Annotated in this window: 12 protein-coding genes, 1 pseudogene and 1 riboswitch; of the genes and pseudogenes, 12 read left to right on the top strand and 1 reads right to left on the bottom strand. The window is 44.8% G+C overall.

The window, feature by feature from the left end; translation table 11 throughout:
* The first annotated feature begins 118 nt into the window (after positions 1-118).
* From LIQ05_RS00975 to LIQ05_RS00955, 5 genes are all read left to right on the top strand, one after another.
* Positions 119-1105 (top strand): diaminopimelate dehydrogenase, encoded by a 987-nt coding sequence (locus LIQ05_RS00975; protein ID WP_226817975.1) that lies wholly within the window; start codon positions 119-121, stop codon positions 1103-1105.
* Between the two features lie 419 nt (positions 1106-1524).
* Positions 1525-3045, top strand: coding sequence for an N-acetylmuramoyl-L-alanine amidase family protein (locus LIQ05_RS00970; RefSeq protein ID WP_226817974.1), 1521 nt, complete (start codon positions 1525-1527; stop codon positions 3043-3045).
* 314 nt (positions 3046-3359) lie between these two features.
* On the top strand, positions 3360-4691 hold the full coding sequence (locus tag LIQ05_RS00965) for an NlpC/P60 family protein (protein WP_226817973.1): 1332 nt from the start codon (positions 3360-3362) through the stop codon (positions 4689-4691).
* 203 nt (positions 4692-4894) lie between these two features.
* Positions 4895-5926, top strand: a complete 1032-nt coding sequence (locus tag LIQ05_RS00960; protein WP_226817972.1) for a GDSL-type esterase/lipase family protein — start codon at positions 4895-4897, stop codon at positions 5924-5926.
* A gap of 187 nt (positions 5927-6113) precedes the next feature.
* Positions 6114-6301, top strand: a riboswitch (cobalamin riboswitch).
* Positions 6302-6681: 380 nt separating this feature from the next.
* Positions 6682-6993 (top strand): cysteine-rich small domain-containing protein, encoded by a 312-nt coding sequence (locus LIQ05_RS00955; RefSeq protein WP_226817971.1) that lies wholly within the window; start codon positions 6682-6684, stop codon positions 6991-6993.
* Positions 6994-7037: 44 nt separating this feature from the next.
* On the opposite strand, the gene LIQ05_RS00950 is transcribed toward LIQ05_RS00955, so the two are convergent.
* Positions 7038-7751 (bottom strand): phosphatase, encoded by a 714-nt coding sequence (locus LIQ05_RS00950; protein ID WP_226817970.1) that lies wholly within the window; start codon positions 7749-7751, stop codon positions 7038-7040.
* Positions 7752-8022: 271 nt separating this feature from the next.
* Here LIQ05_RS00950 and LIQ05_RS00945 point away from each other — a divergent pair, with 271 nt between their 5' ends.
* The 7 genes and pseudogenes from LIQ05_RS00945 to LIQ05_RS00915 all read left to right on the top strand — a co-directional run bounded on the left by LIQ05_RS00945 (position 8023) and on the right by LIQ05_RS00915 (position 13426).
* Positions 8023-8400, top strand: coding sequence for a BMC domain-containing protein (locus LIQ05_RS00945; RefSeq protein WP_021924989.1), 378 nt, complete (start codon positions 8023-8025; stop codon positions 8398-8400).
* 6 nt (positions 8401-8406) lie between these two features.
* Positions 8407-8912, top strand: a pseudogene (locus tag LIQ05_RS00940) (EutP/PduV family microcompartment system protein).
* Between the two features lie 195 nt (positions 8913-9107).
* A complete protein-coding gene (locus LIQ05_RS00935) occupies positions 9108-9971 on the top strand; it encodes a class II aldolase/adducin family protein (RefSeq protein WP_226817969.1) in 864 nt (287 codons plus the stop codon).
* A gap of 73 nt (positions 9972-10044) precedes the next feature.
* On the top strand, positions 10045-11433 hold the full coding sequence (locus LIQ05_RS00930) for an aldehyde dehydrogenase family protein (RefSeq protein ID WP_226817968.1): 1389 nt from the start codon (positions 10045-10047) through the stop codon (positions 11431-11433).
* Positions 11434-11450: 17 nt separating this feature from the next.
* On the top strand, positions 11451-12686 hold the full coding sequence (locus LIQ05_RS00925; RefSeq protein WP_226817967.1) for a zinc-binding dehydrogenase: 1236 nt from the start codon (positions 11451-11453) through the stop codon (positions 12684-12686).
* Between the two features lie 23 nt (positions 12687-12709).
* The gene (locus LIQ05_RS00920; protein WP_226817966.1) at positions 12710-13024 is read left to right on the top strand and encodes a BMC domain-containing protein; all 315 of its coding nucleotides are present in this window, start codon (positions 12710-12712) and stop codon (positions 13022-13024) included.
* A 126-nt stretch (positions 13025-13150) separates the two neighbouring features.
* Complete coding sequence (locus tag LIQ05_RS00915) at positions 13151-13426, top strand: BMC domain-containing protein (protein WP_118577773.1); 276 nt, start codon at positions 13151-13153, stop codon at positions 13424-13426.
* Positions 13427-13444: the final 18 nt, after the last annotated feature.

Here is a 13444-nt window from a genome sequence, read left to right as displayed (position 1 = left end):
AACTCACACGTATTAAACTGTTAAAGCGTGAAATAGAGATAGATACCGCAGTCCGACCTGCTTTTTCAAAAGGTGATGCAGAGCATCCGGTATGCGGTGGTATAGGAGGAATCAGATAATGAGTATTCGTATTGGTATTCTGGGATATGGTAACTTAGGACGTGGCGTAGAGTGCGCCATCAAACACAATCCTGATATGGAACTGGTGGGTGTATTTACCCGTCGTGCTCCTGAAACGGTTAAGATCCTGACTGAGACAGCCAAGGTATATTCTGTAGATGACGCCGAGAAGATGAAAGATCAGATTGATGTTATGATCCTTTGCGGCGGAAGTGCTACGGATCTGCCAGAGCAGACACCGAAATATGCCCAGTGGTTTAATGTAGTAGACAGCTTTGACACTCATAAGAGAATTCCGGAGCATTTTGCTAATGTTGATAAAGCAGCTTCTGAGAATGGCCATGTTGGAATTATTTCTGTAGGCTGGGATCCGGGAATGTTCTCTCTGAACCGTATGTATGCAAATGCAATCCTGACCAATGGAAAGGATTATACATTCTGGGGCAAAGGCGTAAGCCAGGGACATTCTGATGCAATCCGCCGCATCAAAGGTGTAAAAGACGGCAAGCAGTACACAATCCCGGTTGAGTCTGCACTGGAAGCTGTAAGAAGCGGCAAGAACCCGGAGCTTACTACAAGAGAGAAACACACAAGAGAGTGTTTTGTGGTAGCTGAGGAAGGCGCTGATCTTGCAAGAATCGAGAACGAGATCAAGACCATGCCGAACTATTTTGATGAGTATGATACCACTGTGCATTTCATTTCTGAGGAAGAACTGAAACGTGACCACAGCGGAATTCCACACGGTGGATTTGTGATCCGTACTGGAAAGACTGGCTGGAATGATGAGAACAGCCATGTGATCGAGTATAGCCTGAAACTGGATTCCAACCCGGAATTTACTTCTTCTGTAATCGTAGCATATGCAAGAGCTGCATATCGCATGAACCAGGAAGGCCAGAAGGGATGCAAGACTGTATTTGATGTGGCACCAGCTTACTTAAGCGCTACAAGCGGGGAAGAATTAAGAAAACATTTGTTATAATCTATAACAGACATATTACAAAAGATAAAAAAGAGGACAGCTTCTGCAATTTTCGTGAGAGCTGTTCTTTTTTCGTATGTGGGAAAAAGATGTGATTGCATAAGAGCCTGGCAGCTGAGACCATAACGGGCAATTGGCCAAAGTCCCCTGTGATAGATGCTTTGCTTTACGCAGGTTATAGTACCTTCACAGTTACATGCTTTGCGATATACAGAAAGGCGAGCCTTCTTGTGATAAGCACGGGAAGCACCTGCTGAATACTTGCAAAATTATACAGAAATGTTGTGCAAATCTTACAGAGTTTTACTTTCATGTTGACGGTAAGCAGAATCTGTAATATAATGAGCTACATAAAGATGTAACAACTTTGTAAAACTTGTGATAAAAATATCAAAGTGATTTAAAAAAGGAAGGTAAGTATGCAAAGTAAACGCAAAAAATTCAGACTGTGGAGTATCCTGCTGCTTATGATGGTCATGGCAGCTGGTTTTACATGTCATGCATCCTCTGTAGAGGTACAGGCTGCGAAGAAGAATGGATTCCGTACAGTAAGTGGAAAAACATACTACTACAAGAATGGCAAGAAAGTCAAAGGCTGGTTAACACTGAACGGCAAGAAATACTACTTTAAGAAATCCAACGGTGTTCAGGTGAAAGGCTGGCTGAAAGACAGCAAGGGAAGAAAACGTTACTTCACAAGCAAAGCTGGTGTTATGGTAACAGGCTGGCTTTCCAATTCTAAAGGACAGAGACGTTATTTTGCCCCGTCTACCGGTTATATGAAGAAGAAATGGCTGAAGCTGGGAGGTAAGACCTATTATCTCTATGCGAAGTCAGGAGTTGCAGCCACTGGCTTTGTAAAGGACAGCAAGGGAAATACCCGATATTTCTCCAAGACCGGAATTATGGCAAGAGGCTGGCTGACAAGCTCTTCTGGTGTGAAGCGCTATTTCCAGAGTACTTCCTCCACCTCCACCAACGGTATTATGGCGGTTGGCTTTAAGAAGATCAATAATGTTACATATTATTTCTACAGCGGTACAGGCGCCATGGCCACGGGCTGGGTAGAGAATAAGGATAAAGGAACCAAGTACTACTTTGATAAGACATCAGGCGCCATGTATACTGGTATCCAGACCATTGATGGCGTAAAATATGAATTTTCAAGTGCGGGTATTTGCCTGGGCGAGAAAAAGAATGAACCGACTCCAAGTACCAATACAGGTACCAAGACCATTAAGAACTATCTGCTTGGCGCATTGCAGCCTGTTGGAAAAGCCCTTTATGTATGGGGCGGCGGCTGGAATGATTCCACAAGAAAAGGTCTGAGCCAGACAATGACAGACTGGTATAACAAATGGTCTTCCAATCCATCTGCCTATAATTACAATAATTATCGTGATCTTTCTACTTCGAATAGAGCGAAGGGATTTGACTGTTCCGGATTTGTAGGATGGGCTGCTTATCAGGTAATGCAGACACAGTCAAATGTAGGATATGGATATACGGTTGTATCCGGTGAAATCGGAAGCTACTATTCAGGCAAAGGCTGGGGAAGCATTGTAAATCAGAGCTATCTGTCCCAGAATGGATGGACACTGAAGCCTGGCGATATTGGATATAACTCCGGACATACCTGGATCGTAATTGGACAGTGCAGTGACAAGAGTGTTGTAATCGTACATTCTACCCCACAGGCTGGTGTTCAGATTTCTGGAACCACCACTCCTACAGGTGATTATTCCAGCCAGGCAGTTGCATTGGCGAAGAAGTACATGTCCATGTATGCTGGATATAACATTTTCAGCTATCATCCTTCAGTTGGAAATTACATCCGTAATGGTAATTTCTTAAGATGGAACAGCAGTGTCCTTTCTGATCCGGATGGTTATGGAAACATGACAGCAGACCAGATCCTGTATGATCTGTTTGGCAAGTAATAAGAATTAATAAGATATTTTATAGAAGGAAATCAGTGAAGACGCTGGTTTCCTTCTTTTTTACAAACAACAAGCTGGAGATTGCATAAGAATTCGGCGGCTGCCGCGATAACAAGCCGGATTCACAGAATGTGGTTGACTTGTTTAAAACAAATATATTACGAAATGTTACAGAAATTTAAAATTTATTGCAATTTAGGGTTGAAATCTTTTCAAGGGTGTGTTAATATGTAGCAAGATTGAAAAAGATATTGCAAACATATTACAAATTGAGCTATTTAGATTATCAAAAAGATTAACGAGGGTGATGAAACATGAAGAAAAGAATTGTATGTCTGACACTGGCAATTTTAATGTGCGGCTCACAGGCAGTAAGCGTAATGGCTGACCGTGAGAGCGACTTAAGAGAAGAGCAGGCTTGGACAAGCCAGCAGCTGGATGCTACATATGAGCGTATGAGTGCTTTATGGGAGCAGAAACAGCAGCTTGAGAGCCAGATCGAATCTTTGAATTCTGATCTTGTAAATGTAATGGTTTCCATTCAGACTCTTGAGAATGATATTGCTTCCAAGCAGGAGGAAATTGAGAAAACAGAAGGCGATCTGACCAAGGCTCAGAACGCCAAAGATAAACAGTACAGCTCCATGAAAAAACGTATCCAGTACCTTTACGAAAAAGGCGGAAACAATGCATGGTTCCAGATGATGCTGAACGCAGATAACCTTGCAGATCTTCTTACAAGAGCTGAGTACACACAGCAGATGTACGAGCAGGATAGAGAGAGCCTTCAGAAATATGCAAGAACTATTGAAGAGGTTCAGAAGTTAGAGGAACAGTATCAGCAGGAGAAAGCTGATTTCGAGACAATGAAAGAAGAGTATGAGGCTCAGCAGTCTAATCTTCAGTATCAGTTGGATGTAACCCGTGCCAACAATGCAGATTGCGAGAATGAGATCGCATATGCACAGCAGCAGGCAACTGAGTATGCAAACCTTCTGGAAGAGCAGCAGGCTGAAATTGAGCAGCTTGAGGCAGAGCGTATTGCAGCTGAAGAAGAAGCAAGACGCCAGGCTGAAGCAGAGGCTGCAGCAGCTGCAGCAGCACAGGAGGCTGAGGAGAGCGGAGATTCTGATTCTTCTGAGGATGCAGAGTATGATGAAGATGGAAACGCTGTAAGCGGTTCTTCCGATTCTTCTTCTGATTATGAATATGATGAGTACGGCAATGTGATTGATACAGAGAATACAGTAGATTACGATTCTTCTGATGATTCCTCTTCCAGCAGCTCCAGCAGTTCTTCCGGTTCCGGATCTTCTGTTGTAGATTATGCGACCCAGTTCGTTGGAAACCCATATGTATGGGGCGGAACAAGCCTTACAAGCGGTGCTGACTGCTCCGGCTTCGTACAGAGTGTATATGCAAACTTTGGTGTAAGTCTTCCAAGAACCTCTTATGAACAGCAGAATGCAGGATATGAAGTATCTTATGCAGATGCACAGCCAGGTGATCTGATCTGCTATGGCGGACACGTTGCAATTTATATGGGAAATGGACAGATCGTACATGCTTCCAACTCCAGAGATGGAATCAAGATCAGCGACAATGCTGCATACAGAACCATTACTTCTGTAAGACGTCTTGTGTAGTTTGAATAAATGAATATGAGAGCCCTTTCGGATGAAAAGTCCGGGAGGGCTTTTTTATAGGAGGAAAATTCTATTGGAATATAGAAATGTAAATAGAAAAGAAGTATAATAGCAATAGCTGTTATGCATTCAGCTGTGAAGCTGCTAAATCGTCTAGGATAACGAAAAATGCTCTTCATAGAACCAGAAGAGAGGAAAAGAAGATGCTGAAAAATTATAAGATCAGGGAAATTTCATATTTAAGAGTACTTGGCCGGACAAATGGCAGTCTGGAGCCGGTTACCTTGTTCTGGACGGCTTCCGGGATTGAAATGAATATAAAGGCCACAGAAGCGTGGGTGACGGTTCGCTCAGATTATGAGCTGTTTGAGCCCTGGGCGGACGTAATCGTAGACGGTGCGATGAGCCAGCGCCTTATGGTAAACAAAGGGGAACAGAAAATCTGTCTCTTTCGAAACATGGAGGGGGATAAGATACGAAATGTGAAGCTTCTTCGTGATACTCCGGCTTTTCCAACAGATGAGAAAACACTATTCCAGATACTGGGTGTGCAGACAGATGGAGAATTTTGCCCTCTTGAAGAGCCGAAAATGAGGCTGGAGGTGATCGGGGACAGTATCACTTCCGGGGAAGGCGGAAGTGGAGCGGGCGGGGAAATGACCTGGAATTCTTTTTGCTTTAATTGTGTGGATAATTATGCGTATATGGCAGCAAAAGAGCTGGATGCAATCTATCACTGCGTAAGCCAGAGCGGATGGGGCGTTTTCTGTTCCTGGGAAGGTGATGAAAAACAGGCAATCCCGCCATATTATGAGCAGGTGTGCGGCCTGCTGAACGGAGAGAGAAACAAAGAACTGGGAGCTTTTGAAAAATGGGATTTCCAGAAATTTCAGCCGGACGTGATCGTGGTAAATCTGGGAACAAATGACGGCAGCGGCACCAAGGACATGGAAAAGGTGGGAAAAGCAGTAGAGGATTTTTTGAAAAAACTGCGTGACTATAATCCGGAAAGCTACATCCTGTGGTGCTACGGAATGCTTGGAATTGGAATCCAGCCTACCCTTGAAAATGCGATTCAGAATTATAAGGTAAAATCTGGGGATGAACGGGTGAAGTTTGTGAAACTGCCAGATACCCTGGAGGGAGAATTTGGCTCAAGACAGCATCCAGGACAGAAATCTCATGAGAAGACGGCGAAGGTTTTGGTGGAGGAGATCCGGGCAATCGTAGGCTGAATCGCGTTAAACTTTGCTTATGAACAATATCCCGTGCAGTCATTGGCAGGCAACCTGCAGGTAGCATTTATAGAGTGCTGTTACTGTTCTTTCCGTGACCAGTAACAGGTTGATAAAAAAATAACAAAAGTTTCTCCTTAAGCGTTGACAAATACAGTGACTGGTGGTATTATAATGTCAGTATAATTCCATATTGAACATATTAAGTGCTGACGGCTATGAGCTGGCAGAAAGAGGGAATCAGGTGTGAAACCTGAGCGATCCGGTCACTGTAACAGAGGAGCGAATCTCAGAGTCCATTGTGCAGATGCATGAGAAGGAGAGAGGAGCGATGATCCTGGAGCCAGGAAACCTGCTTGGTATGGCGAGGTTAAACTTCCGATGAAAGTGTAACAACCAGTTTTGGGGAATCCGCAGCCCCGAGATGTTGTCCGCTTTTGTGAGTGGACATTTTTTATGGAATAATCGCCTGTTCAGAAGAATTATACAGATTAAATGGCAGGCGATACTACTTCGGATGAAACCGTTCCCTCCGCGTATATATGAACGGATCATATTCTACCCCGGGGTAGCATCGCTCCCTCTTAAATAAGGATGATGATTTGGAAACCGCTATAGCGGTATTTTTTTTACTCTTTTATTGCAAAAACACATTGTAGTCAGCTGGTGGAAACAAGTTTGTGCTGCTTAAGCGCTGTACATTATGAAACGGTTTGCACAGAAGAGTTTGAACCATAGGAGATAAGGAGAACAGTATGGAGAAGAAATATTGGGAAGACAAAGAATACTCTTATTTCAGCCACAAGAAATGCGAATTTTTCCCCTGCCACAAAGGGGCAGACCCGGAAGATTTTAACTGCCTGTTCTGCTATTGCCCTCTTTATGCACTGGGAGATAAGTGCGGCGGAAATTTTAAATATAACGAAAAAGGCTTCAAGGACTGCACCAACTGCCAGCTTCCCCATAAGAGGAAAAATTACGGCTATGTGACTGGAAAATACCAGGAACTGGCGGCAATGATGCAGAAAGTAAGAGCGGCGGAGCAGGGAAATACAGATGAGAAATAGTCAATCGGATAGACGGCATTTCACACTGCGTGCCTGGATTTTCGCTATCTTATACTTAACAGCATTTTTAATTTGGGAATCTGGTTGTTGAGAATCAGGCTTTCCGGAAACATGGCCTCATGGACGAAATCAGCAGCATAAGTGAAATCTCCAATATGTTCGGCCCCATGGCTGTCGCTGGAAAGTACGATAGGAACCAGATGCTTCCGGCAGCAGGCCAGAATCTGTGCACAGTTAGCCCGTGTGTCACCCCGGTATCCGTAAGGAGCCAGGGAAGCTTCGTTGATCTCCAGGATTACGCCATTTTCGCCAGCGGCTTTTACAACTGCATCGTAATCCACATCATATCGGGTATTGTCAATATGTCCCAGTATTTTTACCACTGGATTTTTCATTACATTCAAAAATGCTGTGGTATTTTCTTTCTGCGTCCCTGGATGGAAATTCTGATCATGCATGCTGGCAATGGCATAGTCCAGCTTATTAAGAAGCTCCTGTTCCAGATCTACTTTTCCATCTGTATCCAGAATATTCAGTTCAATTCCATACAATAATTCTACTCCAAAACGTTTCCTGGGGGAATAGGTCAGACTTCGAAAATACGAGGAAGTCCCAGCTGCCAGAGTAGCCGGCCCGTGATCTGTGATCCCAAGAAGCTTCAGCCCCCTCCGGGAAGCTGCCTTCGCCATATCGCTGATGGTACAGCTGGTGCCGTGTCCGCTGGCAATAGAATGAGTATGTATATCAGAAAGATACATAAAATCAACTCCTTTGTTTTAGTATGACAGGGGAAAAACAACATGTCAACAGTAAAAACGGAAAAAGGATAGAAAACAAATAAAAACAACATTAAAACACAGAAAAAACCACATATAGTATGCTGATACCTGTTGCTTTTTGTTGACAGTGAAGAAATGGAAAGGTATAATTAAAAAAAGGATATATTCAGAAATATGATTATAGGAAGATACGGACTTTCAAATATGGTGATACCGCCGCTGGGCGGCATGTCCGTTTTAGGAGGTAAAAATGGGATATACAGATAATATGTCTCCGGAAATGAAACAGCGAATTGTGCAGGAGCTGGTTCCGGGCAAACAGATTTCCCTGGCCCACATCATTGCCAATCCGGATAAGATCCTTTATACCAAACTGGGGCTGGATCCCTCTTTGGATTATTCAAGGGCAGCCATCGGAATCATGACCGTAAGCCCGGCAGAGACCGCTATCATTATGGCGGATATCGCTATGAAGTCATCCGGGATCGAACTGGGATTTGTAGACCGTTTCAGCGGCAGCTTGATCATCACCGGTACGGTATCAGAAGTGGAAGCATCCACCAGCGCCATTCTGGACTACGTGGGAAATAAACTGGGCTTTACTTTATGCCCGATCACAAGGACCTGATATAATATGAAGAAACTTGTTCTGATCGGCCGCAGCGAGGCAGGAAAGACCACTCTTACCCAGGCCCTGCGCGGTGAAAAATACATTACCATAAAACACAGTATGTGAATAATTTTGATGTGATCGTGGATACGCCAGGAGAGTATGCCCAGACCAAGGGACTGGGACACGCCCTGGCGTTATATACATATGAATCTGATGTGGTAGGCCTGCTGGTTTCCGCCATCGAGCCCTACTGCCTTTTCCCGCCCTGTATCACCTGCATGGCGAACCGTGAGGTGATCGGGATCGTGACCAAGATCAATGATCCAAATGCCAACGTGAAGCTTGCCACATCCTGGCTGAAGCTTGCCGGCTGCAAGACCATTTTTTATGTGGATTCCAAGAAACAGCAGGGAATCCCGGAAATCCTGGAGCATCTTCGGGAAGAAGGGGATGTGATGCCATGGGAAGAAGCAGAAGCCAATCAGGAAGATGTGGAAAAAACAGGAAAACCACGAAAAACAACATAGCAACCTGGGAAAAATTCCACACAAAACAACATAAAACAACGGAAAAACCTTGACTTATGGTGTGGAATGGTGTAAACTTACACCATAACCAAAAAAGTAACAGGCTAGCTATGCCTAGCCATGATAAGTTACCCGGTGCGGTACTATAACTTACATAATCCACCGTACCTGAATGTGCTTAAGGAGGAAAAAAGCATGGTAAACGAATACGAAATCAAAAAACAGATTTGCGACATCGGAAGAAGAATCTATAACCGTAACATGGTTGCAGCAAATGACGGTAACATCTCCGTAAAACTGAATGACAATGAGTTCCTTTGTACACCTACTGGTGTATCCAAAGGCTTCATGACTCCAGAGTTCATCTGTAAAGTAGATGCTAAGGGTAATGTTCTTCAGGCTAACCCAGGATTCAAACCATCTTCTGAGATCAAGATGCACATGAGAGTATATGAGAAGAGACCTGATGTAGGATCTGTTGTACATGCTCATCCGATTTATGCAACATCCTTTGCTATCGCAGGTATCCCGCTTACACAGCCAATCATGCCAGAAGCTGTTATCGCTCTTGGATGCGTTCCGATCGCTGAGTACGGTACACCTTCAACAATGGAAATTCCGGACAACCTTGAGAAATATCTTCCATACTTTGATGCAGTTCTTCTTGAGAACCACGGAGCTCTTACATGGAGCACAGACCTGAACGCTGCATACATGAAGATGGAGTCTGTAGAGTTTTATGCGCAGCTTCTGTATCAGAGCAAACTTCTTGGTGGCCCGAAGGAATTCGACAAAGAGAACATCAAGAAGCTTTATGAGATCCGTCGTAAATTCGGTATGCCTGGAAAACATCCTGCAAACCTCTGTCAGAACAAAGATGGCATGAACTGCCACAACTGCGGCGGTGCCTGCCACAATGAGGACTACAAACAGTTCCCAGGATATCAGTATGATTTCGTTGGTGGAAGCGATGCTCCAGCAGCAGATACAGCTAACGCAGATGCAGAGTTAGTGGCTAAGATCACAAAACAGGTTATGGCTCAGTTAGGACTGAAATAATCAAAAACTATAAAGGCTGGCAGCTGTGAGAAACCCGAGCAGCTGCAGGCGATTTTTAAGGAGGAACAATCTCATGCCAATCAGCGAAAGCATGGTACAGGATATTGTACAGGAAGTAATGGCGAAAATGCAGATTGCAGACGCTCCGGCCGGTAAACATGGAATTTTCAAAGATATGAACGAAGCCATCGAGGCAGCGAAAGCTTCTCAGAAGATCGTTCGGAAAATGTCCTTGGACCAGAGAGAAAAAATTATTACCTGCATTCGTAGAAAAACCAAAGAAAATGCAGAAATCCTTGCACGTATGGGTGTTGATGAGACCGGAATGGGAAATGTAGGAGATAAGATCCTGAAACACCATCTGGTGGCTGATAAAACCCCAGGTACAGAAGATCTCAGCACAACAGCATGGTCTGGCGACAGAGGCTTAACCCTGATCGAGATGGGACCATTCGGCGTAATCGGAGCGATCACTCCGTGTACCAACCCAAGTGAGACCATTCTGTGTAATACCATCGGCATGCTGGCAGGTGGAAATACAGTTGTATTCAACCCACATCCGGCAGCAATCAAGACTTCTATTTATGCGATCAACCTTCTGAACGAGGCATCCCTGGAGTCAGGCGGCCCGGACAATATCGCAGTTACAGTAGAGAAGCCTACATTAGAGACAAGCAATATCATGATGAAACATAAAGATATTCCACTTATCGCAGCGACAGGCGGCCCTGGCGTTGTTACCGCAGTTCTTTCCTCTGGAAAACGTGGAATCGGTGCTGGTGCAGGAAACCCGCCAGCAGTTGTAGATGAGACGGCAGACGTAAGAAAAGCTGCCCAGGATATCGTAAATGGATGTACATTCGATAACAACCTTCCTTGTATTGCAGAGAAGGAAATCGTAGCAGTTGCTTCTATCACAGATGAGCTTATGCATTATCTGGTAAGCGAGAATGACTGTTACCTGGCTTCCAAGGAAGAACAGGACAAACTTGTTGAGACTGTTCTTGCAGGCGGCAAGCTGAACCGTAAATGTGTTGGACGTGACGCAAGAACATTACTTTCCATGATCGGAGTAAATGCTCCTGCAAACATCCGCTGCATCGTATTTGAGGGACCGAAGGAACATCCACTTATCGCCACAGAGCTTATGATGCCGATCCTTGGCGTTGTAAGAGCAAAAGACTTTGATGATGCAGTAGAGCAGGCCGTATGGCTTGAGCATGGCAACCGCCACTCTGCACACATTCATTCCAAGAACATTGACAATATCACCAAATATGCGAAAGCAATCGATACCGCAATCCTTGTTAAGAATGCACCTTCCTATGCAGCACTTGGATTTGGCGGAGAGGGTTACTGCACATTTACAATCGCAAGCCGTACCGGTGAGGGACTTACAAGCGCAAGCACATTCACCAAGAGAAGACGCTGCGTAATGGCAGACAGCCTTTGCATTCGCTGACAGGAGGAAACATAAAAATGGATATGAATAACGTAAATATCGAAGAAATCGTAAAACAGGTTCTTGCTGGAATGGCTGGAACTGCACCGGCAGCTTCTGCACCAGCTGCAGCTCCAGCTGCTGCTGCACCGGCAGGCGCTATCCCAAAAACTGCACACGTTGCAGTTCTGACTGAGAAAGAGCATTTCGACATCAAAGAGTACCCGATTCCACCAGTTGGTGACGACGACATCCTTGTTAAAGTAGAAGGCTGCGGCGTTTGCGGTACTGATGCTCACGAATTCAAGAGAGACCCATTTAACCTGATCCCAGTTGCACTTGGACATGAGGGAACTGGTGAGATCGTTGCCATGGGTAAAAATGTTAAGACTGATACAGCTGGAAAACCAGTTAAGATCGGTGATAAAGTTGTTACCTGTATGATCTTCAAGGATGATCCGGAGATCACAATGTTCGACCTGAACAAAAAGAACGTTGGCGGAGCTGACGTATACGGACTTCTTCCAGATGATGATGTACATCTGAACGGATGGTTCTCTGATTACATCTTCATCAGAGGCGGAAACTTCGGAAGCACATTCTTCAACGTAAGCGACCTTGATCTGGATTCCCGTATCCTGATCGAGCCATGTGCAGTTCTTGTACATGCAGTTGAGAGAGCAAAAACAACTGGTATCCTTCGTTTCAACAGCAGAGTTGTTGTACAGGGATGCGGACCGATTGGTCTGATCTGCATCGCAGTTCTTCGTACCATGGGTATCGAGAACATCTGCGCAGTAGATGGAAATCAGCAGCGTCTTGATTTCGCTAAGAGAATGGGCGCTACCATGAGCGTAAACTTCATGGAGCACAAAGGAATCGAAGCACTTGCTGAGGCTGTTAAGGATCAGTTCGGCGGACATCTTGCAGACTTTGCATTCCAGTGCACAGGATCACCTGTTGCTCATGCAAACATCTACAAATTTATCCGCAACGGCGGCGGTCTTTGCGAGCTTGGTTTCTTCATCAATGGTGGAGATGCTACAATCAACCCGCACTTTGACATCTGCTCCAAAGAGATCACAATCGTAGGCTCCTGGGTATACACCTTAAGAGATTACGTTACAACATTTGACTTCCTTAAGAGAGCAAACGCAATCGGACTTCCAATGTCTGAACTGATCACAGACAAGTATCCGCTTGAGGAGATCAATGAAGCATTAAAGAAGAACCTTGCAATGACCGGTCTTAAGATCGCAGTTGTAAATAAATAATTGCCGGATAAAGGAGAATCAAGATGGCAGAAGCTGTAGGAATCTTGGAGGTGTTCGGACTGGCAACAGCATTTGTGGCGGCCGACGCCGGCTGCAAGGCAGCAAATGTCCATCTGGAGGTTTTTGATAAAAATAAACCTGCAAATGCGGACAGTCTGCCGGTACCGCTCCTTGTCTGCATCAAGTTCCGCGGAAGCGTTTCTGATGTAACAGAGGCTGTGGAAGCTGGAATCAGAGTAGCAGAGAGTATGACCGGTGTGGTACAGCACTACGTAATACCAAATCCGGAACCCGGTACACAAAAAATGCTGAAAATCAGCGCACTGGATAAGGAATAGTTATTGCTAACCAGTGAAGAAACATCTATAATAATAACGAACAGTCATGCGGAGCATGACAGGTACCTCACAGCAAGTACGCTGGAGCGTACTTGAGAAGATGAGATAAATCAGGAGGAATTCATCATGGCACAGGAAGCTTTAGGAATGGTAGAGACCAGAGGACTTACAGCTGCAATCGAGGCAGCAGATGCAATGACAAAAGCAGCAGAGGTTACACTGGTTGGTACAGAGAAAATCGGATCCGGTCTTGTAACTGTTATGGTTCGCGGTGATGTTGGAGCTGTTAAGGCAGCAGTTGAGAGTGGAAGCGCAGCAGCATCCAGACTTGGAGAGCTTGTAGCTACACACGTAATCCCAAGACCTCATACAGATGTGGAGAAAATCCTTCCAAGCATCTAATGAACAAAAAGGAGTTCG

This window comes from Blautia glucerasea (assembly GCF_020537505.1).
Taxonomy (GTDB): domain Bacteria; phylum Bacillota; class Clostridia; order Lachnospirales; family Lachnospiraceae; genus Blautia_A.
Note: the sequence above shows the minus strand (reverse complement) of the source record. Positions and strands in the feature narration are given on the sequence as shown.

Coding starts and splice junctions, on each gene's coding strand:
- LIQ05_RS00970 (WP_226817974.1), top strand. CDS start 1,525: ATGCAAAGTAAACGCAAAAAATTCAGACTGTGGAGTATCCTGCTGCTT.
- LIQ05_RS00975 (WP_226817975.1), top strand. CDS start 119: ATGAGTATTCGTATTGGTATTCTGGGATATGGTAACTTAGGACGTGGC.
- LIQ05_RS00965 (WP_226817973.1), top strand. CDS start 3,360: ATGAAGAAAAGAATTGTATGTCTGACACTGGCAATTTTAATGTGCGGC.
- LIQ05_RS00930 (WP_226817968.1), top strand. CDS start 10,045: ATGCCAATCAGCGAAAGCATGGTACAGGATATTGTACAGGAAGTAATG.
- LIQ05_RS00920 (WP_226817966.1), top strand. CDS start 12,710: ATGGCAGAAGCTGTAGGAATCTTGGAGGTGTTCGGACTGGCAACAGCA.
- LIQ05_RS00945 (WP_021924989.1), top strand. CDS start 8,023: ATGGGATATACAGATAATATGTCTCCGGAAATGAAACAGCGAATTGTG.
- LIQ05_RS00915 (WP_118577773.1), top strand. CDS start 13,151: ATGGCACAGGAAGCTTTAGGAATGGTAGAGACCAGAGGACTTACAGCT.
- LIQ05_RS00925 (WP_226817967.1), top strand. CDS start 11,451: ATGGATATGAATAACGTAAATATCGAAGAAATCGTAAAACAGGTTCTT.
- LIQ05_RS00935 (WP_226817969.1), top strand. CDS start 9,108: ATGGTAAACGAATACGAAATCAAAAAACAGATTTGCGACATCGGAAGA.
- LIQ05_RS00960 (WP_226817972.1), top strand. CDS start 4,895: ATGCTGAAAAATTATAAGATCAGGGAAATTTCATATTTAAGAGTACTT.
- LIQ05_RS00955 (WP_226817971.1), top strand. CDS start 6,682: ATGGAGAAGAAATATTGGGAAGACAAAGAATACTCTTATTTCAGCCAC.
- LIQ05_RS00950 (WP_226817970.1), bottom strand. CDS start 7,751: ATGTATCTTTCTGATATACATACTCATTCTATTGCCAGCGGACACGGC.